This window comes from Geoalkalibacter ferrihydriticus DSM 17813 (assembly GCF_000820505.1).
Lineage (GTDB): Bacteria > Desulfobacterota > Desulfuromonadia > Desulfuromonadales > Geoalkalibacteraceae > Geoalkalibacter > Geoalkalibacter ferrihydriticus.
This window is the reverse complement of the sequence record NZ_JWJD01000005.1, coordinates 195,167-218,658: the sequence shown is the minus strand read 5'-3', so window position 1 is coordinate 218,658 and position 23,492 is coordinate 195,167. Positions and strand designations below refer to the sequence as shown.

At 59.9% G+C, this 23,492-nt stretch carries 20 protein-coding genes; 7 read left to right on the top strand and 13 right to left on the bottom strand.

Going from position 1 to position 23,492, the window contains the following annotated elements:
* Positions 1-96 precede the first annotated feature (96 nt).
* Positions 97-504, top strand: coding sequence for a bacteriohemerythrin (locus tag GFER_RS13135; protein WP_040100114.1), 408 nt, complete (start codon positions 97-99; stop codon positions 502-504).
* Positions 505-507: 3 nt separating this feature from the next.
* Here the strand turns inward: GFER_RS13135 and GFER_RS13130 are convergent, their stop codons facing one another.
* The 3 genes from GFER_RS13130 to GFER_RS13120 are packed head-to-tail and all read right to left on the bottom strand — an operon-like array spanning position 508 to position 6,321.
* Positions 508-3,777: an efflux RND transporter permease subunit gene (locus GFER_RS13130; RefSeq protein ID WP_040100113.1), complete on the bottom strand. Its 3,270-nt coding sequence runs from the start codon at positions 3,775-3,777 to the stop codon at positions 508-510.
* A complete protein-coding gene (locus GFER_RS13125) occupies positions 3,774-4,928 on the bottom strand; it encodes an efflux RND transporter periplasmic adaptor subunit (protein WP_040100112.1) in 1,155 nt (384 codons plus the stop codon). The genes GFER_RS13130 and GFER_RS13125 overlap by 4 nt, the downstream gene beginning before the upstream one ends.
* A complete protein-coding gene (locus GFER_RS13120) occupies positions 4,912-6,321 on the bottom strand; it encodes a TolC family protein (protein ID WP_139172163.1) in 1,410 nt (469 codons plus the stop codon). Before GFER_RS13120 ends, GFER_RS13125 begins: the two co-directional genes overlap by 17 nt.
* 312 nt (positions 6,322-6,633) lie before the next feature.
* On the opposite strand from GFER_RS13120, the gene GFER_RS17860 reads away from it, so the two are divergent.
* From GFER_RS17860 to GFER_RS17855, 4 genes are all read left to right on the top strand, one after another.
* Complete coding sequence (locus tag GFER_RS17860) at positions 6,634-8,310, top strand: ATP-binding protein (RefSeq protein WP_052446396.1); 1,677 nt, start codon at positions 6,634-6,636, stop codon at positions 8,308-8,310.
* Positions 8,311-8,330: 20 nt separating this feature from the next.
* Positions 8,331-10,013: a sigma-54-dependent transcriptional regulator gene (locus GFER_RS13110; protein ID WP_040100110.1), complete on the top strand. Its 1,683-nt coding sequence runs from the start codon at positions 8,331-8,333 to the stop codon at positions 10,011-10,013.
* Between the two features lie 261 nt (positions 10,014-10,274).
* Complete coding sequence (locus tag GFER_RS13105) at positions 10,275-10,493, top strand: hypothetical protein (RefSeq protein ID WP_040100109.1); 219 nt, start codon at positions 10,275-10,277, stop codon at positions 10,491-10,493.
* Positions 10,486-12,255 (top strand): methyl-accepting chemotaxis protein, encoded by a 1,770-nt coding sequence (locus tag GFER_RS17855; RefSeq protein WP_052446395.1) that lies wholly within the window; start codon positions 10,486-10,488, stop codon positions 12,253-12,255. The genes GFER_RS13105 and GFER_RS17855 overlap by 8 nt, the downstream gene beginning before the upstream one ends.
* 101 nt (positions 12,256-12,356) lie before the next feature.
* Here the strand turns inward: GFER_RS17855 and GFER_RS13095 are convergent, their stop codons facing one another.
* Together GFER_RS13095 and GFER_RS13090 are read right to left on the bottom strand one after the other, a co-directional pair.
* Positions 12,357-12,701 (bottom strand): hypothetical protein, encoded by a 345-nt coding sequence (locus tag GFER_RS13095; RefSeq protein ID WP_040100108.1) that lies wholly within the window; start codon positions 12,699-12,701, stop codon positions 12,357-12,359.
* A 264-nt stretch (positions 12,702-12,965) separates the two neighbouring features.
* Positions 12,966-15,005, bottom strand: a complete 2,040-nt coding sequence (locus GFER_RS13090) for an ATP-dependent helicase (RefSeq protein WP_040100172.1) — start codon at positions 15,003-15,005, stop codon at positions 12,966-12,968.
* Between the two features lie 453 nt (positions 15,006-15,458).
* On the opposite strand from GFER_RS13090, the gene GFER_RS19530 reads away from it, so the two are divergent.
* Positions 15,459-15,581 (top strand): hypothetical protein, encoded by a 123-nt coding sequence (locus GFER_RS19530; RefSeq protein ID WP_268746210.1) that lies wholly within the window; start codon positions 15,459-15,461, stop codon positions 15,579-15,581.
* A gap of 38 nt (positions 15,582-15,619) precedes the next feature.
* On the opposite strand, the gene GFER_RS13085 is transcribed toward GFER_RS19530, so the two are convergent.
* The 4 genes from GFER_RS13085 to GFER_RS13070 all read right to left on the bottom strand — a co-directional run bounded on the left by GFER_RS13085 (position 15,620) and on the right by GFER_RS13070 (position 19,875).
* Positions 15,620-16,540: a TIGR01212 family radical SAM protein gene (locus GFER_RS13085; protein WP_040100107.1), complete on the bottom strand. Its 921-nt coding sequence runs from the start codon at positions 16,538-16,540 to the stop codon at positions 15,620-15,622.
* 48 nt (positions 16,541-16,588) lie between these two features.
* The gene (locus GFER_RS13080; RefSeq protein WP_040100106.1) at positions 16,589-18,040 is read right to left on the bottom strand and encodes an SLC13 family permease; all 1,452 of its coding nucleotides are present in this window, start codon (positions 18,038-18,040) and stop codon (positions 16,589-16,591) included.
* Entirely contained in the window at positions 18,040-18,834 is a 795-nt protein-coding gene (locus GFER_RS13075; RefSeq protein WP_040100105.1) for a hypothetical protein, read from the bottom strand. Before GFER_RS13075 ends, GFER_RS13080 begins: the two co-directional genes overlap by 1 nt.
* Before the next feature lie 273 nt (positions 18,835-19,107).
* Positions 19,108-19,875: a lysophospholipid acyltransferase family protein gene (locus GFER_RS13070; protein ID WP_040100171.1), complete on the bottom strand. Its 768-nt coding sequence runs from the start codon at positions 19,873-19,875 to the stop codon at positions 19,108-19,110.
* 138 nt (positions 19,876-20,013) lie between these two features.
* On the opposite strand from GFER_RS13070, the gene GFER_RS13065 reads away from it, so the two are divergent.
* Positions 20,014-20,859, top strand: a complete 846-nt coding sequence (locus GFER_RS13065) for a formate/nitrite transporter family protein (RefSeq protein WP_052446394.1) — start codon at positions 20,014-20,016, stop codon at positions 20,857-20,859.
* 34 nt (positions 20,860-20,893) lie between these two features.
* Here the strand turns inward: GFER_RS13065 and GFER_RS17850 are convergent, their stop codons facing one another.
* From GFER_RS17850 to GFER_RS19795, 4 genes are all read right to left on the bottom strand, one after another.
* Positions 20,894-21,442, bottom strand: a complete 549-nt coding sequence (locus GFER_RS17850) for a Z-ring associated ZapG family protein (protein WP_052446393.1) — start codon at positions 21,440-21,442, stop codon at positions 20,894-20,896.
* Between the two features lie 173 nt (positions 21,443-21,615).
* A complete protein-coding gene (locus tag GFER_RS13055; RefSeq protein WP_040100104.1) occupies positions 21,616-21,813 on the bottom strand; it encodes a hypothetical protein in 198 nt (65 codons plus the stop codon).
* Between the two features lie 4 nt (positions 21,814-21,817).
* Positions 21,818-23,044 (bottom strand): NADH:ubiquinone reductase (Na(+)-transporting) subunit F, encoded by a 1,227-nt coding sequence (gene nqrF, locus GFER_RS13050; RefSeq protein ID WP_040100103.1) that lies wholly within the window; start codon positions 23,042-23,044, stop codon positions 21,818-21,820.
* A 240-nt stretch (positions 23,045-23,284) separates the two neighbouring features.
* Entirely contained in the window at positions 23,285-23,410 is a 126-nt protein-coding gene (locus tag GFER_RS19795) for a DUF2845 domain-containing protein (protein WP_082048073.1), read from the bottom strand.
* Between the last annotated feature and the right edge of the window lie 82 nt (positions 23,411-23,492).

Here is a 23,492-nt window from a genome sequence, read left to right as displayed (position 1 = left end):
ACGCCAATCCCTGATCCGGTTTTCTTTGACAGCTAATCCAAAATCTGGTGGAATTAAGAAATTCAAACCACCGTGTCAAAGGAAAAGGAGTCCGCCGTGCCGGCTATTGAATGGAAAGCAGACTATAGTGTCAACATCGACAAGATCGACAGACAACACCAGCACCTCTTCCACCTGTTCAACCAACTGCAAGAGGCAATCATCGACAAAAAAGCTCAGCACACCCTGGCGCTGTTCGTCGATGAAATGGTGGATTACACCCTCACCCATTTCTCCACGGAAGAAAAATACATGCTTGCCTATGAGTATCCTGAACTCCGCGAGCACAAGGCAGAGCACCGCATTTTCACCGAAAAGGCGCTGGACCTGCAACGCCGCATCCGCAACGACGAGTTCATCCTCTCCCTGGAAGTCCTGCGCTTTCTCTGCAACTGGATCGCCGAGCACATCTGTACCAGCGACCAGAAATACAGCCGCCATTTCAATGAGGCGGGCCTGGTCTGAGATTTACCCTTCATAGCGCTTGCGATAAACCGCATAAAACGCCACCGGCACGACGATCAGGGTAAACAGGGTCGAGGAAAACAGGCCGAAGATCAGCGCCCAGGCCAGACCCGAGAAAATCGGATCGAGGGTGATGGGCCAGGCGCCCAAGGCGGTGGTCATGGCGGTGAGGACAATAGGGCGCAAACGTGTGGCGCCGCTCTCGAGGATGGCTTCGCGCAGGGCCAGACCTTCATTGAGAGAACCGCGAATGAAATCGATAAGCACCACGGCGTTGCGGATGACGATACCGCCCAGGGCAATCATGCCGATCATGCCCGTGGCGGTGAAGAATACCGGATCGGCAAAACCGCCCACGGGGCGGTCGAGGAGCAGATTGAGCAGCCAGAATCCGGGCATGATGCCGATGACCGTGAGGGGCACCGCCAGGAGAATGAGCAGGGGCAGGAAAAATGACCCGGTCTGCAAAGCCAGCAGAATATAGACGCCCACCATGGCCGCCCCGAAAGCCAAGCCCAGATCACGAAACACCCTTAATGTGATTTCCCACTCGCCCTCGCCTGCCCACTGGACCTCGACGCCGGCCGGCAAGGGCTCGTCCCGCAGGCGCTTCTGCATGTCGAGAATCGCCTCGCCCGGCGCCTGCCCTGCCATTTCGGCGGTGACATAGACCACCGGACGCAGATTCTTGTGGTAAATGGTCTGCGCCTCGGACACCTTCTCAAATCTTCCCAGTTCCACCAAGGGCACGGGTTTGCCGGCGGCACCGACCAGCGAGAGTTGCCCCAGGGCTTCGGCGCCGGAACGCTGCTCGCGTGGCAGAATGACATTGATGAACAGGGGCTGGCGCTCGCCGTCGAGGTGCAGGGTGGCCGGAGCGAAACCACCGACCGCCAGGGCCAGAGTTTGCGTGAGGGCGGCGGTGCTGATGCCGTGCAGGGCAGACTTTTCCTTGTCGGGGGTAAAATCCAGGCGCGCGCGCGGCGTTTCGATAATGGTATCCACATCCACAACGAAGGATTCGTCCTCCATGAGCCTGCGCACCTGCTGCGCCGCAGACATCAATTGAACGTATTCGACACCCGGTGCGCCGTAGATTTCCGCCACCACCGTGGCCAACACCGGCGGCCCCGGAGGCGTTTCGACGATTTTCAGAGCGGCGCCGTGGCGCTGCGCCAACTCTTCGAGATCGCTGCGCAGGCGCAGAGCCAGAGCATGGCTTTGCATGCGCCGCTTGTCCTTGTCGGCCAGATTGATCCGAATGTCTGCCAGATGGGGTTCCTGGCGCAGATAATAGTGGCGGACCAGGCCGTTGAAATCCATGGGTGAGGGACTGCCGACATAGGAGACAAAATTTGTGACCTCGGGAACGCCGCGCAGATAGGCCTCAAAATCGCGCACCACCCGGTCGGTGGCTTCCAGAGTGCTGCCCTCGGGCAAATCGAGCACCAGTTGCAGTTCGTTCTTGTTGTCAAAGGGCAGCATTTTCAAAGGCACCAGGCGCAGCAGGGGCAACGCCAGAGCCACGCCGAGCAGGAGCAGAATGCCCCCGACCAGAGCCCAGCGCCACACACGCGCGCCGAGAAACGGCGAGACCATCCGTTCATAGCCGCGCCGCACCCAGCCAGGCACGACATCTTCACCCTCAGCTTGGGTACCGGCGGCATTTTCCACCCGGCGGCGAAGCAGAGTATAGGCCAGCCAGGGCACCAAGGTTAGGGACGCAAGCGTGGAGAAGATGACGGTCAGGGGTACGTTGGCGGCCATGGGCGCCATGTAGGGCCCCATCATGCCGGTGATGAAAAACATCGGCGTAAAAGAAATAATGATTGCCAGGGTCGAAAGCAGCACAGGCGGCAGCACTTCGCCGATGGCGAACAGCGTGGCCTCGCGTGGCTTGCGGCGACGACCGAGAATATGGCGCTGAATGTTGTCGACATTGGTGATGGGATCGTCAACCACCAGGCCCAAAGAGAGAATCAAAGCAAAGAGGGTGACGCGATTGATGGTAAAGCCGAATAGATAATTGACGAACAGCGCCAGGGAAAAGCTCACCGGCACAGCCACGGCGACGATCAGGGCTTCCCGGCGACCCAGTGTCATGCCCAGCAGCACAACCACCGTGGCCACGGCGAAAAACAGCGAGGTGAGAAGTTCGTTGACTTTCTGCTGGGCGGTTTGGCCGTAGTTGCGCGTCACCTCCACCACCACGTCGTCGGGAATGACCGTTCCCTTGAGCTCTTCAAGCCGCTCGAGAATGGCGGCGGCGACATCCACGGCATTGCTGCCTTTTTTCTTCGCCAGAGCCAGGGTAACCGCCGGGAAAGCGCCCAGAGCCGCGGCCGGGGAGATTTCATCCGGGGCAAGGACGGCGGCGGGGTGATCGGGATTGTCCTCCAGAAACAGGGCAGAAAAGCCGATGCGCGAATAGTTCCAGGACTCTTCGGGGCCGTCCAGAACGCGTGCCACATCGCGCAGGTAAACGGGACGCCCGGCATGTACGCCGACCACCAGCTCCTCAACCTCGCGGGCGCTCTGCAAAAAGGCGCTGCCCGTCACGCCGATGCGTTGGTCCACCAGATCGAAGCTTCCCGCCTGCACCGCCGCATCGGCCGCGCGCAGGCTCTCAAGCACCTGCAAGGGCGCAACCGAGCGGGCGGCAAGCCGCGATACGTCAAGTTCGACGCGCAGCTCACGGTCGCGCCCGCCCACCAACTCCGAACGTGAAATGTCCTCGACCTCGGTGAGGTGCGCCAACGCCTCCTGTCCGATGCGACGTAACTCAAAGTCGTTGTAATGCCTGGAATAGAGGGTCAGGTTGACGATGGGCACGTCATCAATTTCAACCGGGCGGATCACCCAGCCGGTGACGATGGGCGGCGCCTGGTCGATGTTCATACTGATTTTATTGTGCAGTTTGACGAGGGAGCGCTCGCGGTCCTCGCCGACATGAAACCGCACGGTGACAAGGGCCTGACCATCGCGCGACATGGAGTAGACGTATTCCACCCCGTCGATCTGCCAGAGCAGCTTCTCCAAGGGCGTGGCCACCAATTGCTCGACTTCGCGGGCCGAAGCGCCCGGAGCCTGGACAAAGACATCGGCCAGGGGCACGACGATCTGCGGTTCTTCCTCGCGCGGCGTCAGAAACAACGCCGCCAGGCCCAGACTCAACGCCAGGATCATGAACAGCACGGGCGGCTGGGGGCGCAAAAAAGGCGCCACCAGGCGGGCGATCAGGCCCTCGGGCGCGGCTTCGGATTGCCGGCTCATGGCTGGGCTCCACCCATCAGCAAGGTCTCCCCACCCTTGAGACCCGAAAGAATCTCCACCTCCCCACCGATTCGCGCGCCGGTCGTGACCAGCAGGGTCCTTACCTGAGCGTCATCTTCGATTCGCACCATCTCCAACTGGCCGACGCGCTGCACCGCCTGCGCCGGCACCAGCACCGCCGGGCGTGGATCCAGGGGTACGCTCAGGCGCCCGAACATGCCGGGATAGAGCGAAGCGGTCTGGGGCAGGCTCACTTTGACGAGAAAAGTACGGGCTTGGGGATCGGCGGCCGGTACCACTTCATCCACCCGACCGATCAAATCCTGTCCGGCAATCTCGACATCCACCTCCTGCCCCAGGGCCAGCCGTCCGATCAAGCCTTCGGGAACCAGTGCCTCCAACCGCAGGGCGGTACCGCTGTGCAGCGTCAGGAGGATTTTGCCCGGCAGGGCCAGGTCGCCCGGATCAACATGCCGCTCCACCACCTGCCCGGCCAGGGGACTGAGAATGCGCGCGTGCCCGAGCGCAACTTCGGCTTCGTCAAGACGCTGCCGAGCCTGCTCAATTCCCGCCCGCGCCTGGTGCACGGCGGCTTCGGCCTGGGCCTGGGCGGCCTGGGCCTGGCGCAGTTCGGCTTCGACCTGCTCCATGTCCTGCGTGGTCGCGGCACCAGCCGCGAGAAATTGACTGATGCGCTGATGCTGCGCCAGCGCCCGTTGATAAACGGCGGCCGCCGCCTCGACCTGTCGCTCGGCCTGAACCTGTTGCTGTCGAGCGGCATTGAGCGCCTCACGCGTCTGCTGCCGGCGGGCGCTCAATTCGCGATCATCGAGCTCCATCAGCAGTTGCCCGAGGGTCACCGCTTCTCCCGAACGCACCGCGACACTTTGCACCCGGGCCATGACCTGCGCCGCGACATGCCCCTCGGTGCGCGACTGTACCGTGCCCACCGCCGCATGACTCTGGGATCGTTGGACGAGGCGCGCCTGCACGCGCTGATCCCCTTCTTGCACTCTAAGCGGCTCCAGAGTGCGGCTATCCTGCGGACCGATGAGCCCCGTGCGGAACACCCCACCCATATACAGGATGAGAAGGATGAGCACCAAGCCGCCGATCAGCACCGGCGCCAGCCGTTTAAGGGTTTTGCCCATCGCTTGTCCTTTCTGTCGAAGAAGATTGGGCGCCTTGCGCACCCTGCGAGGGCCCCAACTCTCCCAGGGCGCGGGCCAATTCCGCCAGGGCCCTCTGCCGGTCCCGGTTTGCCGCGGCAACATTGACGCGGCTGCGCTGAAGCGTCAGCTCGGCATCAAGATAGCGCGTGACCGCCACGGCGCCACCGGAAAACTGAGTCCGTACCTGGTCAAAAGCCTGCTCCGCATGAGCCGCCGCCGTCTCGGCAAGGGTTTGGTTGGCGCGGGCCTCGTCCAGGGTCAGCCAGGCCTGGCGAACCTCCAGCTCAACCTGCTGTCGCAAACGTCGCTGGGCGGACCGGCTTTCCTGGGCCTGCCCCGACACGCGGGCCGCACGTGCGCGGGTGGCAAACCCCGAAAAAACATTCCAGCGCAGTTGGGCACCCAGGGTCCAGTTGATCTGGTCATCGTCGTAAGCGAAATCCGGGTCGTCATGATAAAGACGCGCCTGCAAATCGAGTCGCGGCAGAAATTCGGCCCGCACCACAGCCTCTTCCAGGCGGGTGACCTCGCGCTCCTGGGCGGCCGCAGCCAACTCGGGCCTCTGGCGCAGAGCACGCTCAAGCGCCTCGGAATACGCAGCAGGAATGGAAAAATCCCATGCGGCGCCCACGGGTTCGAAAGCGGCCTCGGCGCCGCGCCCCAGCAGCACCGCCAGAGCCGCCTGCAAGCGCTGCTCGACACCTCGTGCCCGCACCTGAGCGGAACGGGCCTCAGCCAGGCGCACGGCAAGGGACAACAGGTCGGAACGCAGAAGACTGCCCCCTGCGTAGCGCACCTCGGCCAGCTCGACCTCTCGTTCCAGGACGGCGGTGCTCTGCCTCGCAATGGCCACCCGATCCCGGGCCGAAAGCAGAGCGAGAAAGGTATCGATCACCGCCGCGCTCAGATCATTTTCCACACTGGCGTGGACACTGCGGGCCTGTTCCAGGCGCACACCGGCCTGTTCGTAGCGCAGCTTGTCGCGGCCGCCGGAAAAAAGGTTGAGACGCGCTTCAAGAAAGGTCTCCAGGTTGTCGAAACGACCGGGATTGTTGAAATCCACATCTTCGGGCAACTGGCGCGCGTCGATGGTTTTGAACAGGTAGGCCGAGGGCGCGTCGCCGCGCACATATTCAAGCCCGACATCGAGCTGCGGCCAGAATGCGGCGCGGCTTTCGTCGCGAACCGCTCGGGCCTGAGCAATGCGGGCGCCGGCTTCCGCCAGAGCCGGATTGTCGGCGCGGGCCAGAGCCAGGGCCCGCTCAAGGGTCAGGGTTTCGGCTCCGGCTCCGGCGGGGATCAGACTGACCGCCAGCCACAGGTAAAAGCCCGCCCGGATCCAAGGTCGAAACCTGCGAATAAACGTCTTCATATTTTTCCCACCGCGCAAAGCCTTCGGAATGACAAACAAATCCAGCACAAATTGTAAGGCAGCACAGCCTCTTGTCAAGGCGAAGACAACCACCACATGAAGGCAACCACTTGAAATTGAAACACTTTAAATCTACGGCGACCTAATGTTGTTTTTTTTCTTCCAAAGTCGCAAAGTTCGCCTAACTTTTCATTTACGGTGGGTGCTGAAACAGCATAAACCTTTGGCACAAAAAGTGTAAAAACCAAGCCGCCCACCTGATGAATCCAGGGACAAGGTCAAAATTTTGAATGAGCGAAAAATGACAACCCTATGAACACCTGGCTGATTCCTTCCCAGATTGCCTCCCTGTGCGGCAGCACGGTTTTGGTTCTGGTTTTTGCATCTCTGTTCGCCCGGGACCGTAAACCTCACCTGGCGCTCTGGGCCTGGTGCTGGGCGCTCTATGCTCTGTGCTTCGTGCTGGCCCTGACCGCCGGTCTGTTCCCCGAGGCGTCGACATTGCCTCTCGCCCGGGAATTCTGTCTGCTTGCCAGTTCCCTTTTGCTGGTGGCAGGAGGATACGCCTTTGTCGAGGGCCGGCAGCCGCGGATCTGGACGGCAGGTGCTCTGTTATGCGCCATCTGGGTACTGCTGTTCAGAGGTGGAGATTCCTGGCTTTTTCTTATGCCCTCCTATCTATTTCATGCCTTGGCGGCCATCACCACGGGGATCATCATCCTCAGACAAATCGACGTGTACCCGCTGGGGCGCCACCTCACCGGTTGGACATTTATCCTCTGGGGTCTGCATCGGGCCAACTATCCGCTTCTTTCCACCATCCCCGAGATTGCGCCCTGGGGCTTTCTCCTCGGTGCCTATTTCAGTTTTGCCGCAGCGGGAGGGGTGATTTTGATTCATTTTTCCCGCACCTGCGACCTGGCCGAAGAGAACCATCGCCTCAGCCAGACCCTGCTCAATGCGATTGCGGACCCCCTGGTTCTGATCGGCCCCGACCTGCGCATCCGCTGGAGCAACCAGGGTGCCCGGCACCTTGCCCCGGCCCTCGAAACGCTGCCTGAAAGTCATTGCTTTGAAACCTGGCGCAACCGCAGCCACCCCTGTGAACCCTGCCCGGCGCGCGACAGCTTTGCCTCTGGAACCGCCGCCGCCATGCACCTGGACACCAAGGACGGCCGAGCCTGGGAAGTACGCTCGTTTCCCGTGCCCGGAAGTGCTCCCGGCCAGGTCTCCGGCGTCATTCTGCATTTCGAGAATCAAACCCCCAAGAAAGAAAACTCCCGCCAGGCGCATTTGGCCGCCCTGGGTGAATTGTCAGCGGGGGTAGCGCACGAGATCAACAACCCCATCAACGGCATCATCAACTATGCCGAACTACTCGGCGACAGCCTGCCGAAGGCCGGAACCGAAGTGGATCTGGCTCGCCGTATCGGCCATGAAGCCGAACGCATCGCCACCATTGTGCGCAATCTGCTGAGCTTTGCCCGCGACAGCCAGGATGAAAAAAAACCGGTGTTGTTGTGTGAAATTCTTCTGGACGCTCTGGTGCTGGTCGAAACGCAATTGCGCCGCCATGGCGTTGAAACTCTGATCGACCTGCCGCTGGATCTGCCGCCGGTGCGGGTGCATCCGCAACAGATCCAGCAGGTGTTTCTCAATCTGCTGAGCAACGCTCTCTTTGCCCTCAACGAGAAATTTGCCGCAGGCGCGGCCGGCAAGCACCTGGAAATTTCCGCCGTGCTTGTCGAAGAACAGGGACAACCCAGGGTGCGCACCTGCATCTTCGATCGCGGCACGGGCATAGCCGCCGCTCATCTCGACAAAGCCATGAACCCCTTTTTCACCACCAAGCCCTCAGGCAAGGGCACCGGGCTCGGCCTCTCCATCAGTCACGGCATCGTGCGCGACCATGGCGGGCGCCTGACCATCGAAAGTAGCCAAGGCGAGTGGACGCGCGTTACCCTTGATTTGCCTTGCAGTGCATGCTGAACAGCGACAAAGGAACGACTATGCCCCAGCACATCCTTATCGTCGATGACGAGGAAAGCATCCGCTACACCTTTTCGCGCTTTCTGCCGGCACCGGAGCGCGTGGTGCATGTGGCGGAAAGCTATGAAGAGGCTCTGGAGAGACTTTCCTGCACAACTTATGATCTGGTTTTCTGCGACATCATTCTCGGGGGGCGCAACGGCATCGAGCTTCTGGAGGAAATTCGCCGCCGTGGGCTAACGCTGCCGGTCGTCATGATCACCGGCGCGCCCGAGGTGAGCAGCGCCGCCGAAGCCTTGCGTCTCGGTGCCTACGATTATCTGTCCAAGCCGGTGCGGCGCGAGGCGCTGTTGCGCATCGCGGACAAAGCGCTGCAATACAAGGCGCTGCGCGACGAAAAGGAGAAGCTTCAGGCGGATCTGCAAGCGGTCTTTCGCAGTGTCAAGGACGCCATCCTCACCACCGACCATCAACTGCGGCTGGTTCAGGCCAATGAGGCGGCGCGCCATATATGCGGTATTTCGGGAGAACTGGCGGGGCGCAAGCTTGAGGATCTCGGCCTGTGCGGCGGCACCTGCTTCGATCTGCTGCGGCAAAGCCTCGAGCGCCGCCGCCCCCTGGAGCGCGAACGGATCGAGTGCGTTCACGCCTGCCACGGCCGCCGCATTGTTTCCCTGTCGGCGGCACCGTTGCGCGGCGCGCACAACGAGCATCGCGGGGCGATGCTGGTCATCCGGGACGAAACCCGGTTGGACAATCTGGAGCGGCGCATGCAGGAACGCCCGAGTTTTCACGACCTGGTGGGCGCCAGCGCCGCCATGCAGGACGTTTACGAATTGCTGGAAACCCTGGCCGAGGTTCCGACCACGGTACTGATCACCGGTGAAAGCGGCACCGGCAAGGAGTTGGTGGCGCGCGCCCTGCACGAAGGCGGTCCGCGCCGCGAAGGACCGATGATCCGCGTCAATTGCGCCGCACTCTCGGAAAATCTTCTGGAAAGCGAATTGTTCGGTCACGTGCGCGGCGCGTTTACCGGGGCGGTCAAGGACAAAATCGGACGCTTCGAGGCGGCTCAGGGTGGGACTCTGTTTCTCGACGAAATCGGCGACATATCCCCCGCCCTGCAACTGCGCCTGCTGCGCGTTCTTCAGGAAAAGGAAATCGAGCGAGTTGGAACGACAACTCCCATCCCCGTGGACGTGCGTGTGGTCGCCGCGACCAATCAGGATTTAACGGAGCGGATTCGCCGCGGCGAGTTCCGTGAAGACCTGTTTTACCGTCTCAAAGTGGTGACGGTAAAATTGCCGCCACTGCGCGCACGACGTGAGGACATTGCGCCTCTGGTCAGCCATTTTCTGCACCAGTTCAACCAAAAGCTCGGCCGAGAGGTGCAAGACGTTGCGCCTGCCGCCATGAACCTGTTACTGGCCTATCCCTGGCCCGGCAATGTGCGTGAATTGGAGCATGCCCTCGAACATGCCTGCATTCTCTGCCGCAACGGCCGCATCGAGGTCGAGCACCTGCCGGCTGAGATGACCGCCGGAGAGAACGCGTCCGCGCCCGATGAGGCAACCAGTCTCGCCTGCATCCGTCGGGCACTCTCCGCCGCGGGCGGCAACAAGACCAAGGCCGCGCGCATGCTCGGGATCAGTCGCCGCACGGTCTATCGCAAACTCGACGAAGGGAGCGCGCCGAAGGATTAGAAACCGTGACATGGCACACTTTGACCGGTCACGCTTGTGTGACATGGCACAAGCCGCGCACGGCACGCATTGGCGCACCTGCAACCGAAGATTGCCCTGAATCTCCTGTTTTTCAAATGTTTTTCTTTCTCTTTAAAGAGCGCGACGGTTTTTCTGCACGACCCTCTGGACTGGCACAAAGCTTGATATGTCAGAGTAGCGAAAGATCCGGTCGCCGACCAAACCGCTCAGCTTTTGCCCGAAGTACAGGAAAACCTTGTGATGGAAAAAAAGCCCTCGACCAAACTTGCATCAAATCCGCCGGAGGTCGCGATTCGCTGCCCTTTCATCCCCCGCCCCCTGCTCCAATGTTATTGCTATGAATCCAACAGTACCAACATCGAAGCCATGATCCTTTATTGCGGCGGCGATTATCTTCAATGCCGCATCTATCTTCAGAATCTGCCGTCCCACACGACCAAAGGAGACAACCTTGAATAATCTGCGCATGGGCACCAAAATTTATTTACTCAGCGCGCTGATCATGCTGGCCTTTACCCTGGCCATTGCCTGGGTCTATATGCAGGCGCGCGACAATTTCTACCAGGCCAAGCAAAACGAAATCCGCCATATCGTCGAATCCGGCTGGGGCGTGGTCAACCACTACGCCAAGCAGGCCCAGGCCGGGCACCTGACGCGCGAAGAGGCCCAGCAGCGCGCGCTGGACGCCCTGCGCGACGTGCGCTTTGAGGGAGACAATTATTTCTGGATCAACGACCTGACACCACGCATGGTCATGCACCCCATCAATCCTGCCCTGGATGGCCGAAACCTGGCGGAGAGTCGCGATCCCAATGGCAAAGCGCTGTTTGTGGAAATGGTCGAAGTGGCGCGCAGCGCCGGCGAGGGTTATGTCGATTATCAATGGCCGGTCCCCGGATTTGATGAACCCGTGGACAAAACCTCCTTCATCAAGCTGTTGCCTGAATGGGGCTGGATCATCGGCGGCGGCCTGTATATCGACGATATCCAGGCGCTGCTCAGCCGCATGTTCTGGACTGCGGCGGCGGTGATCGGGGTGACTATCGCCGTCATGCTGGTTCTGGTGACGCTGGTGGCGCGCAGTGTCGCCACCCCCCTGAAAAAAACCCTCACCATGATTGAAGAGATGGAAAAAGGGCGTCTCGATACGCGTCTCAACCTGAACCGGCGCGACGAAATCGGCCAGATGGCCCGCGCCATGGACACCTTTGCCGAAAATCTCAAGCAGGAAGTGATCGGCTCTTTACAGAAACTTGCCGCCGGCAACCTCGACCTGAGCATTCACCCCCGCGACGGCCAGGATCAAGTGCGCGGAGCGTTGAAAAAGGTGAGCGATGACCTCAACCTGGTTATGGGCCAGATCCAGTCGGCCGGGTTGCAAATCGCCGGGGGCGCGGGGCAGGTGTCCGACACCAGCCAGTCACTCTCCCAGGGTGCCACCGAACAGGCCAGCTCTCTGGAAGAAATCGCCGCGTCGATGAACGAAATGGCCGCGCAGATCAAGCACAGCGCCGACAATGCGGTCCAGGCTGATCGCCTGGCGGGGGAGATGAAACAAGCAGCTCTGGAGGGCACGGGGCAGATGCGCCAAATGGTCACCGCCATGGGCGAGATCAATACCGCCGGTCAGAGCATTTCAAAGATTATCAAAGTCATCGATGAAATCGCCTTCCAGACAAACCTGCTGGCCCTTAACGCCGCCGTCGAAGCGGCACGCGCCGGGCAGCACGGCAAGGGCTTCGCGGTGGTGGCCGAAGAGGTGCGCAATCTGGCGGCGCGCAGTGCGCGGGCGGCGCGGGAAACCGCCGAGCTGATCGAGGGCTCGGTGGATAAAACCGCCAACGGCGCCGGCATCGCTGAAAAAACCGCTGCAGCCCTGGATCAAATGGTAATCGGGGTCACCCGCGTGAGCGATCTGGTAGGCGAGATGGCCGCCGCCGCGCGCGAGCAGTCCGAGGGAATCTCGCAGGTCAATGTCGGGCTGAACCAGATCGACCAGGTCACCCAACAGAACACCGCCAACGCCGAGGAGTGCGCTGCTGCCGCGGAGGAACTCTCCAGCCAGTCCGAGCAATTGCGGCAGATGCTGGCCCGCTTCACCCTGCGGCAGGCGAGCGCAACGCCAGAGAGTGGCGTCTTGAAACGACCCTCTGCACCGGCGGCCTGGGGTTCACACGAAAAGTCCCGGGCCCTTCTGGATCAATCCTCCTGGGCGAATTGACCGCGCGCCCTGCGGCGTATGCTCAGCAGTTACAAAAGCCGAAGGCCAGGTCTGCTCAGACCTGGCCTTCGGCTTTAAATTCATGTGGAGGACAATGTGGCTTAGCGGCGACCGCGGGCGGGTGCATGGGCAGGCGGTCCGGACTGCTCCACGACCTCTTCTTCCACAACAGGCGGAGCAGGAGCAGGGGCAGGCTCAGCCACCGCACCACCACCCTCGGTACAGGCTTGCAGACACGCATTCAGCTGTTCCCCTCCCTGAAAAACACGGGAACGGCGTTCGCTGTAGGTGGCCCGGCTGTCCTTGGAGGCCTGATCAATGGACGGTCCATAGAGATCCACGCACCTTCGTTCACAATCACTCATGTCCGGCCGGGCGACAATTTCGGCAAATGCGGCAGGTGCGATCAACAGCAGGCAGGCAAAAAAAAGCATAATTCCCTTCATCGGACTCTTCCCCTTTTCTCGACCAATCGTTGAATTTCGGTTGAATTTCGCGGTTCAGATCTCACGACTTCCGGCAACCGGAAGCACACCGCTTCTGCTAAACATACGCTGTTTTTTGGCGAAAAATCAAGGGCCAAGGCAAATCGTTCGCGGCAACGCCCCATCGCGAGGCAAGGCGGGGCGGTCGACCAAAACATATCCGCGCTAGTCACATTTCGACAGATCACAAAAAAAAACCGGAACTGAAGGACCAACGGCCGTTCGTCAATCCCCCAGGATATCCATGATATTGGCAAACGCCTTGGAAGCGCGCTGCTCCTTTTCTTCGGCAGGAAGTTCGGGCGGCTGCTCGCTGCGGCAGGAATTGAGGAGTTCGGTGGGGATTTCATCAAGAAAACGGCTAGGTACGCGCGGTTGCATTTCGCCGTACTTTTTGCGGCGGCGCGCGCCGGTGAGCACCAGATTGCGGCGCGCGCGAGTAATGCCGACGTAGCACAGGCGGCGTTCTTCGTCGAGGTTGAAGGTTTCCGTGAGGGTCTTTTTGTGGGGCAGGAATTCCTCCTCCATGCCCACTAGAAATACCTGGGGAAATTCCAGGCCCTTGCTCGAATGAATGCTCATAAGCACCACTGCGTCGCGCTGGAGTTTGCGCTCCTTGGAATCGCGACCCGGTCGATCATCGTCGAGCAGCGAGACTTTCTCCAGGAAACCCGGCAACGAGGGGCTTTCGTCGCGTTCCAGATAGGAGGCCATGGCATTGGCCACTTCTTCCATGTTTTCGACGCGGCGGCGTGCCTTCTTGGGATCATCGACGGTGCGGTAGATTTCCTGCTCCAACCGCAACTCGGCGACAAGTTCGCGCAGGGTTTCGACCATCAGGCCGTGACGGTTGAAACGTTGCCGGTAGCGCTCCATGAGGGTCACGAAACCCGCGATGGATTCCTGTGCCTTCTCGCCGAGATCTTCCAGGCCGGCTGCCTCTTTGAGCACCTGCCACAGGGGCAGGCTATGTTTGGCCGAATGGCGGATGAGACGGTCGGCGGTGGTTTCGCCGATGCCGCGCTTGGGATAATTGAGGATGCGCAGCAGATTGACCTCATCGCGGGGGTTGACCAGCACTTTGAGGTAGGCGATGCAGTCCTTGACCTCCTTGCGGTCAAAAAACTGCTGGCCGCCGATAAGCACGTAAGGGATGTTTTCGTAGCGTAGTTGCTCTTCAAAGGAGCGTGACTGCACGTTGGTGCGGTAGAGAATCGCGAAATCGGAGTAGCTTAACTCTTGCCGGAAACGTTCGCCGTGAATGCGCTCCATCACCGCGCGCGCCTCGTCCTCCTCGTCCTCGCAGAGCAGATAATCGACCTTGGGGCCGGCGCCGTCGGAGGTCCACAGAGCTTTCTCGCGGCGTTTTGTGTTGTTCTTGATCACGGAATTGGCGGCGGCGAGAATATTGCCCGTGGAGCGGTAGTTCTGCTCGAGCTTGACGACCCGCGCAGCGGGAAAATCCCGTTCGAACTCAAGAATGTTACCAAGATCGGCGCCGCGCCAGCCGTAAATGGATTGGTCGTCGTCACCGACCACGCACAGGTTGTGGTGGCCGCCGGCGAGCAGCTTGAGCAGCAGATACTGGGCGGCGTTGGTATCCTGATACTCGTCGACGAGAATGTAACGAAAGCGCTCGCGGTATTTCTCGAGCACAGCGGGATATTCGCGCAGCAGGCGCGCGACAAGCATGATCAGGTCGTCGAAGTCCACCGCGTTGAACGCCTTTAGCGACTTCTGGTAGCGGGGGTAGATTTCGGCGGCCATATACTCGTAATCGTCGTGGTACTTGACGGCGAACTTTTCCGGCGGCACCAGACGGTTCTTGGCGTCGGAAATGGCGTAGAGCACGCGCTCAGCGTCAAACTTGCGGCCGTCGATATCGACCTGCTGCATGAGATCTTTCACCAAGCGCACCTGATCGGCCGTCGAATAGATGGAAAAATTTTTTTTATAGCCCAGCGCCTCGATATCTTCACGCAGAATGCGCACACACAGGGAGTGAAAGGTGGCGATCACCATGGCCTTGCAGCCTTTCCTGCCGAGCATCTCCTCGACGCGCTCACGCATTTCGCGTGCCGCCTTGTTGGTGAAAGTCACCGCAAGAATATTGTGTGGCGCCACGCCACGCTCCGCGCTGAGATGCGCGATGCGGCAAGTGATGACACGGGTCTTGCCCGAGCCGGCGCCGGCGAGAATCAGCAGAGGGCCTTCGCCGTGACGAGCGGCTTCGAGCTGTTGTGGATTGAGCAGGGACAGGTCCATGGAGAATGCGAAATCAGGCTTCCAAAATCGGGGGTAACTGTTCAGCATGCACCGCAGGGTACGGCGGCATCGCGTGCGGCAAAAACTCACCTGCGGCTCAAACATTTGCCGCAGCACTCAACCGCCNCGGCGGCATCGCGTGCGGCAAAAACTCACCTGCGGCTCAAACATTTGCCGCAGCACTCAACCGCCGCACCCTGCGGTCCTGTCGGACGTTGCCGAATAGTTACAATCGGGGGTTGGGGACGGACTATGAGAGGTGCAGGCTACCACGAAGCGCGCGGCAGCGGCAAGCTGTTGTCGTTTGGCGACAATTTTGTTTGGAAAAACAAAGACTTTCCTCTTGATTTTCCATCAGTGATTGTGTATTTTTTTAACCACTCGCCCACGACTCATTAGTCGAATCTTAAACTTTCATTTAACCGCCGAACAATACTTGCGGATGTGGTAGATATGACAAAATTCATCGTTCTTCTGGTCGGAATCGTCTGGGCCTGCCTGCTGTTCATTTCCTGGGGCCAAGCCGACGGCATCATCCCGCCGCAGCCTGAAACCAGTCGCGCGCAGCAACGTTAGGATTGCCGCCAAAGCATCTTTTTCCCCTCACCGCCGCCCTATAAAAACGCGCAGCGCGCGCCCTGTCGGACTCCCCGCCGCGCCAGCTCTGCATCAATGGCATTGAGTACTTCCCATTTGTTCAAGGACCACAGCGGCGCCAGCAGCAGATCGCGCGGGCCGTCCCCGGTCAGCCGCTGGATGAGGGTTTGTGGATGCAACCGCTCAATGAAATCGGCAGCCAGCCGTACATATTCATCCTGCCCTAGCACCGCGATTTCCCCCTGCTCATAAAGCGCTCCCAAGGGCGTTCCCGCCAGTACGTGCAGCAGATGAATCTTGATGCCCGCGACCCTCAGCCGCGCCATTTCATCAGCGGTGGCGAGCATCTGCGCGCGACTTTCCCCCGGCAGACCGAGAATCACATGCACACAAACCCGCAGCCCGCGCGCAACGGCGCCCGCATAGGCATCGAGAAAGGTGCGATAGTCATGGCCGCGGCGCAAAAAAACAAGGCTGGTTTCATGCACCGTCTGCAAGCCCAGTTCCAGCCACAAATAGGTACGGCGATGGTAATCGGCAAGCAGATCCAGGACTGCGGGCGGGCAGCAGTCCGGACGGGTACCGACCGCCAGACCGACCACATCCTCCACAGCCAGAGCCTCATCGTAGAGAGCGCGCAGTCGCACGGGCGCCGCCGCAGTATTGGAAAAGGGCTGAAAATAGGCAAGAAAGCGCGAGGCTTTATATTTGCGGCGCATCACTTCCTTGCCCGCCTCGATCTGCTCACCGATGGGCAGGGCGCGCTCGATACCCACCGCACCCGAACCGCCAGGGTCGCAGAACAGGCACCCCGTGCCGCTACGGCCGCCGCCCCGATTGGGGCAACCCAGACCGGCATCCACGGAAATCTTGTGGACGCGCCCGCCGAAATGCTCCTTAAGGTGCGCGGATAAAATATTATAACGCTTGGGGGTCATGGCGGCATCATGCCAGCTTCGTCGGTGTCAGGCAAGCTTGCACCTGATTCAGGGCAGGACAAAGCCCATCCACGGCCAGACAAAGCGCACGGTGAGCAGAAACAAGAGCATCGCCAGTGCCTGTATCATGAGGCCCGGCAGCACCATCTCACGCATTTTGAGATGCCCTGAAGCAAAGACGATGGCGTTGGCCGGGGTGCCCATGGGCAGGCAGAAAGCCAGTCCGGCCGGCAGGGCGATGACCAGGGTCATGAGCCGCGGATCGAGCCCCATGCTCCCTTCCAGGCTGATGGCGATAGGCATGAGCATGGCGATGACCGCGGCGTTGCTGATGCACTCAGTCAAAAACAGTGAAAGCAGCGCAATCACCGCCAGCACCAGAAGGGGCGAATCCGCCAGCCCCGAAAGACCGGTATCGGCGAGATAGCGCGCTGCGCCGCTGCGTTCAAGGGAGGCAGCCAGGGCAATGGCACCACCGTACATGAGTATCACGCCCCAGTTCACGTAATCTTCGATCTGCTTCCAGTTCACCACGCGAAAGGCAAAGAGCACCGCCACCGCAACAATGGCGATGTTGGCCAGACCCAGGGTGCGGCCGAGAAAAATCCAGCAGGCAATGGTCGTCACCATCACAACCGCCACGATCATTTCGCGGTGGTTCATGCGCCCCATCTCCAGGCGGCGTTGCTTTAGGTATTGCTGGCCCTTCTCTACCGTGTCGATATCGATGGGAAACAAGCGCCGCAGCAACAAATAACCCACCAGCAGCAACGGCAAGACGATGGGCAGAGCGGCGGCGCTCCATTCGACGAAGGTAAAATCCAGGTCGGTGGCCTCACGCAACATACCCACCGCCAGCGGGGCACGCGCGCCACCGAGAAAGGTGGCGATGCCACCAATGACGCAGCCCCAGGCGATGCTCATGAACAGCAACTTGCCGTAATTGCTGCGCCCCGGCTCCAAGCCCAGGCTGCGAACAATTTCCGCAACCATGGCAAACATCATGGCGGCCACCGCATGCTCGCTCATGGCAAAGGAGAGCAGCGCCGAGAGCAGAAAAACGGTCAAAGAGAGGCTGCCGGGCGTTTTGCCGAAACGCGACAACATGGCGCGAGCCAGGCGCGCGGAAAGACCTGAGCCGCTCATGGCGGCCGCGAGAATAAAGGCGCTGAGAATGAAGAAGACCGCCTCGTTGCCGAACAGGGCATAGGTTTCGCGCCGCCCGAGAATGCCGAGCAGCGGGATGGCGGCCAGGGCGAGCAGGGAAGTCACCGCCAGGGGCAACAGGCCGCTCACCCAGAGAAAGGTGCAGGCACCGAACAGAACCAGAGCGCGATAACCTTCCCGCGACAGTTCGGTCGGTGGCTCAAATCCAAAAAAGAGCGCTGCCAAAACCAGCAATGTGATGATGATCTGATAACGCCGAGTGCGCTCGGAAAGGATCACCCACATGGGGCGACGATCGATCTTGAGGGGTTTGTCGAATTCGGAGGGATCCATCACAGCCCCGCCGAGTCGAAGGATTGCTCGACCTGGCGCACCCGCAGCAAGCGCCGCAGATCGCTGCCGGCACGCAGGCGCGCCCCCTGTGCTCGCCCGAACAGGCTTCCGACCAGAGTCCGCGGCGCCGGGTGCCGCAGAGGGGTGGTCAGTTCGATCAGGGGCAGCAGGGGCCGCAAGGTGACGCCGCCACGTCGCCAGCAGTCAGCCAGATGACGAAAAATCCGGGGGACTTCTTCGGCCGCGACCGCGCCGCTGCTTGCATCCAGAGCCGCAAGGGGTACCACCTGCCGTCGTATGAGTTCATCCATGGCTGCCATGCGCGCGGTGAATGCAACCTCGTCCGCAGGCAGGGTTGCGGCCACCGCCCAGCGAGGAAAGGTCGCCTGTGCCGTTTCCAGGGCGTGCAGGTGCTCAGTGGATAGCCGGGTGCCGGTTTCTGCTAGAGGCGGGGCGACAATATCAACCAGATCAATTCCTTGGGCGTAGGCGAATTCCAGTTGCCGGTGGTCGGGAAAGAATCCGAAGCGCGCCAGGACGAAGCCGCGCAGATTTTTCTTGATCAATGCGACCAGTTCCGCCGCCTGAGTTAGAGCAGCGGGGGTATCAAACGCAAAGCAGAGCAATTCAACGGGCTGCTGGCAATCGCTGTCGAATATCGTTTCGAGAGTGGCCTCCGCCGGCAGGCCGGCCCCCACCAGGAACACCGCGCCTTCGCGGCGCAACTCTAGGGGGCGCGCCGCGAGGACGGGGCGACTCAGCAATTCGGCTATGCGGGAAACTTCCAACTGCATGGCTCGAGACCTAAGGGCTGCGGGACAAAAAATTTCCGTAACTGTTCAGCATACACCGCAGGCCGCGTCGGCGTCGCTTGCGGTGAAAACTCGCCTGCGGCGTGACAGGGCATTCCAGCTAAATAGTTACGAATTTCAAAGAAAAAACTAGATTTTCCCCAAAACAAACTTTATTGATCTTATGTGCTCTTGTATTTTTTTTCAACAAAAAAGATAGGGTTTGTGAATTGGCCTAACCACAGCAACTTGCAGGTGTTTTGCGGGGCGAGATTATTAGGTCCAACTTTCGAGCTTTTCCTGGATAAATCCGATGATCGTCTCCTGCTCCGCCTGGCCGTTGCCGGTTACCTCGAGCGGCGCGCCAAACGCGATATGCACCATCTTATCCGGGTTAATGGGGCCGAAATCCTTAAGAAAACGGCCATTGGACCAGGCATCGGTTTTCAGCGCCACGGGCAGAATGGGTACTCCGGCGCGCTTTGCGAGCTTGACCCCGATGCTGTTAAATTCCTCTGGGTCAAAGCGCGTGGTGCGGGTCGTTTGGGGAAACACCACCACGGAAAGCCCAGCGCCAAGCCTCGCCTTGCCCTCTTCCATGACCACCTTGAAATCCTCGCGAGGATTGATTCGCTCAACCAGAACCGGCTTGCGGCTGACCATGACATGACGAAACACCGGATACTCGACCAGACTGCGCTTGACGACAAAGGTCACTTTGGTGAACGGCCAGATCAGGCAGGGGAGAACGAAGGTTTCCAGAGTGCTCATGTGATTGCCAACAATAACGCAGGGGCCATTGAGATCGCGCAGGTACTCGCGCCCCTCGATGGAGAAGCGCACCCCGACGCGCTCCAGGGCCTCCACGATCCGCCAGCTGTCCAACACCCAGAGGTCATCACCATAGGCGTTGCGTTTCGCCAGGCGACTGGCGCGCAGGACAATGCCGGCCATACGACTGTAATAGAAAAGGCTGGGAAAAAGGCGGCAGATTCGTGAAGCGGCCTGCGGATCGGTCAGATAGCGATCATCGATCAGTGTCATTTTTTCCACAGGATTCTGCTCCGAAAAAGAAAAAGCGATCAGTCGATCGTCGTTGTGGGCAAGATTTGAAGCCTATGTTAGACTTTGCGGCAAAAAAAACTCGCTCCGGTGAGTGGAATGCTCAAGGAAAGGCGCCCGATGAACTCATCCCCCCCCTGCCCTCTACCGGAAAAACCTTCGGAAAAACGGTTTTTAACCCCCGCTGAAACCACCTGCCTGATTGCGGAAAACGGCAAGCGGGTGCTCAATCAATCAACCTCGCGCACCCTGGTGCTGAGCCTGTTGGCGGGATTCTATATCGCCTTCGGTGCCCAGCTCGCCACCATCGTCACCCATGATGCCGCAGGAGTGATCGGCGACGGTCTGACACGGTTTGTCGCCGGCAGCGTCTTTTCCCTGGGACTGATTCTGGTGGTCATCTGCGGCGCGGAACTCTTCACCGGCAATTCCCTGCTGACCAAAGCAGCCCTGCACGGACACATAACCTGGTCGAACATTGCGCGCAACTGGGTGGTGGTACTGGCCGGAAACCTGGTGGGATCGCTGCTCTTCGCCTGGATGATGTTCCACTCGCAACTCTGGGAACAGGGCCAGATCGCCGAACGCGCCATTGCCATCGCCCAGGCAAAGGTCGAACTCTCCTTTTCGGCGGCGCTGATCCGTGGCATCCTGTGCAACTGGCTGGTATGCCTGGCGGTCTTCATGGCTACCGCCGCGCGTGACGTCAGTGGGAAAATTCTTGCCTGCTACGTGCCGATCATGGCCTTTGTCGCCAGCGGGTTTGAGCACTCCATCGCCAACATGTATTACATTCCAACCGGCCTGCTGCTGAGCGGGGTTTCAGGGCTTGAGGCACCACACATAACCTGGGGCGGCTTTTTGGCCAACCTGGTACCGGTCACTCTCGGCAATATTCTCGGCGGCGTAATCTTCGTTGGGTTTGCCTACTGGTACATCCACCTCAGGGGGACGAAAAAAGCCTGAGGCTCAGCACCCTTGCGCAATGGGATGCCGACTTTCATCGACCGATTTTGGCGCTGTCCTCGCTCGCGGCGGAGGCATCTTTCTTCGGCTCCTCCGTCGTGTCTTCTTCCATCTCACCGGGCAACGGAGATTCTGATTTTTCGGGTTCGGGTTGGGCTTCGCCCGGCCCCTTCTCCGAATCTGTCCCGGCGTCATCAGCCTGATCCTCGGTGCTTGTCTCGGACAGATCCTGGCGGACACCTGCCACGGCATCTTCCTCGACAGGCTTCGCTCCTTCCAGCTCGGCCGGGGTGCCTGGAAAAAGTTTTTCCGAGGGGATTTCGGCAAGTTTTTCACAGCCCTGGGCAAGATGATGATAGAGGTCGCGATAGGAGCCGGTCAAGGTCGCAAACAGGGTGCCCGTGCGATCAAAGTGCCGAGTCACCTCGGCCCGGTATTCTTCCAGCTCTTTCTTGCGGGCCTCGAGTTCGACCTCCATCGCCTTGACCCGGCCGGAGCGCCCTTCCGCCCAGCGTCCGAGAAAAAAAGCCGTCACACCAACGCCAATGACAATCACCACCACCAGCAGGATCCAAATTTCCATAACATTCAACCTCCCTGAAAATTCAACGTATCGTTGAGGTGCTCACCAGCACTGCCGGTATCCACAAAAAAAGAAAACACGCCTGCGGCTCAGGCATGCCCTGCGCAATCAGCTGTTTCCACCGCTGAAGATTTACGCTTGAACAACAACTTAAAAACCCTGTTTTTCTGACTTTAGCGCGAGCAACGATCCGGCCCGGCGGCGCCATCCCGACTGCAGTATTCAGAGGGCTGCCGCCCTTCATCGGCGCATTTGCAGTCGTCGGGATCGCCGCAGGTGCGGCGCAGGGGGGGGCGGCGGAAAAACAGACCCACGGCTAATGCGACAAAAGCCAGCAGAAACAACAGAAAGGCGGCGAAGAAGGTCGTCACGACATCACACGCCGAAATCGTCGTAAAAGATGCTCTCGGGCAGGACGCCGAGGTTTTCAAGCATTTCCCGTGCCGCCATCAGCAGCATCGGCGGACCGCACAGGTAATATTCACAATCTTCCGGTGCCGGATGATCCTTGAGATATTCTTTGTAAAGGACTTCATGAATGAACCCGGTCAAACCCTCCCAGTTGTCTTCCGGTTGGGGCTCGGAGAGTGCAACGTGCCAGGAGAAATTGTCATGCTCGGCTTCGAGCTTCTTGAAATCTTCGTCGTAAAAGAGTTCCTTAAGACTGCGCGCGCCATACCAGTAGCTGATCTTGCGCCGGGTTTTCACCCGCAGCAACTGATCGAAGATAATCGAGCGCAAAGGCGCCATGCCCGCGCCACCGCCGAGGAAAATCATTTCGGTTTCCGTCTCGCGGGCGTAGAAATCGCCGAAGGGCCCGGAAATCTCGACTTCGTCGCCGGGCTTAAGACTGAAGATGTAGGATGACATGGCGCCGGGTGGAACCTTGGGGTGGTGCGGCGGCGGCGTCGCGACGCGCACGTTGAGCATGATGACGCCCTTTTCACCGGGATGGTTGGCCATGGAATAGGCGCGTTGCAACGATTCGCTCACCACCGAATGATATTGCCAGATATCGAAACGATCCCAGTCGGCTCGAAATTTTTCCTCGATGTCGAAATCGCGATACTGCACCTCGTGGGACGGCGCTTCGATCTGGACGTAGCCGCCGGCACGAAAATCCAGAGCTTCGCCCGCGGGCAACTCCAGCACCAGTTCCTTGATAAAGCTGGCCACGTTGCGGTTCGATTTCACCCGACACTTCATCTTGCGTGCGGAGAAAATCTCGGGCGGCAACTCAATCTGCATGTCCTGCTTGACGCTCACCTGGCAGGACAGGCGCAGCCCCTCGCGCTCGGCGCGGCGATTGATATGGCTGGTTTCCGTGGGCAGAATGGCGCCGCCGCCTTCCTTGATTTTCACCACGCACTGCCCGCAGGACCCGCCGCCGCCGCATGCCGAGGGCACATAGATGCCCTGACTTCCAAGGGTTTGCAGCAACTTGCCGCCCGGCCGCACATCGAGGGCCTTGTCCGGATCATCGTTGATGGTGATTTTCACCTGGCCGCGCGGCACGAGAAAATAGCGCGCGGTGACAATGATGGCCACGAGCAAAAGGATGATGCCGGTAAACAGCGAAACGCCTAAGATGACTTCAAGCATTTAAGATCCCGTTTGTATGATCGCATGCACGCCAAAATCCGTTTTTCACCGCTGAGGACGCCGAGAACGCAGAGCCAAAACCTTATGACCCTAAAATTGTTCGTAACTGTTCAGCATGTACCGCAGGGTACGGCGGCATCGCGTGCGGCAAAAACTCACCTACGGCTCAAACATTTGCCGCAGCACTCAACCGCCGCACCCTGCGGTACTCTCGGACGTTGCCGCTGAATAGTTACAGCATCAGAACCCGTAGCCGCCGGTTTCAATCTGCCGCAGGCGGCCGTTTTCAAAGATCAGATGCAGTAAAAAACGCCGCGGTCCGAAATTGTAGGTCCACTCATCCACNACCGCAGGGTACGGCGGCATCGCGTGCGGCAAAAACTCACCTACGGCTCAAACATTTGCCGCAGCACTCAACCGCCGCACCCTGCGGTACTCTCGGACGTTG

Bases quoted from the DNA above. Each gene is read 5' to 3' on its own strand.
- nqrF (WP_040100103.1), bottom strand. From the start codon at position 23,044: ATGCTTGAAGTCATCTTAGGCGTTTCGCTGTTTACCGGCATCATCCTT.
- GFER_RS13120 (WP_139172163.1), bottom strand. From the start codon at position 6,321: ATGAAGACGTTTATTCGCAGGTTTCGACCTTGGATCCGGGCGGGCTTT.
- GFER_RS13085 (WP_040100107.1), bottom strand. From the start codon at position 16,540: ATGACCCCCAAGCGTTATAATATTTTATCCGCGCACCTTAAGGAGCAT.
- GFER_RS13095 (WP_040100108.1), bottom strand. From the start codon at position 12,701: ATGAAGGGAATTATGCTTTTTTTTGCCTGCCTGCTGTTGATCGCACCT.
- GFER_RS13075 (WP_040100105.1), bottom strand. From the start codon at position 18,834: ATGCAGTTGGAAGTTTCCCGCATAGCCGAATTGCTGAGTCGCCCCGTC.
- GFER_RS13125 (WP_040100112.1), bottom strand. From the start codon at position 4,928: ATGGGCAAAACCCTTAAACGGCTGGCGCCGGTGCTGATCGGCGGCTTG.
- GFER_RS13090 (WP_040100172.1), bottom strand. From the start codon at position 15,005: ATGGACCTGTCCCTGCTCAATCCACAACAGCTCGAAGCCGCTCGTCAC.
- GFER_RS19530 (WP_268746210.1), top strand. From the start codon at position 15,459: ATGACAAAATTCATCGTTCTTCTGGTCGGAATCGTCTGGGCCTGCCTG.
- GFER_RS17860 (WP_052446396.1), top strand. From the start codon at position 6,634: ATGAACACCTGGCTGATTCCTTCCCAGATTGCCTCCCTGTGCGGCAGC.
- GFER_RS13070 (WP_040100171.1), bottom strand. From the start codon at position 19,875: ATGACACTGATCGATGATCGCTATCTGACCGATCCGCAGGCCGCTTCA.
- GFER_RS13110 (WP_040100110.1), top strand. From the start codon at position 8,331: ATGCCCCAGCACATCCTTATCGTCGATGACGAGGAAAGCATCCGCTAC.
- GFER_RS13080 (WP_040100106.1), bottom strand. From the start codon at position 18,040: ATGGATCCCTCCGAATTCGACAAACCCCTCAAGATCGATCGTCGCCCC.
- GFER_RS13065 (WP_052446394.1), top strand. From the start codon at position 20,014: ATGAACTCATCCCCCCCCTGCCCTCTACCGGAAAAACCTTCGGAAAAA.
- GFER_RS13130 (WP_040100113.1), bottom strand. From the start codon at position 3,777: ATGAGCCGGCAATCCGAAGCCGCGCCCGAGGGCCTGATCGCCCGCCTG.
- GFER_RS13105 (WP_040100109.1), top strand. From the start codon at position 10,275: ATGGAAAAAAAGCCCTCGACCAAACTTGCATCAAATCCGCCGGAGGTC.
- GFER_RS17850 (WP_052446393.1), bottom strand. From the start codon at position 21,442: ATGGAAATTTGGATCCTGCTGGTGGTGGTGATTGTCATTGGCGTTGGT.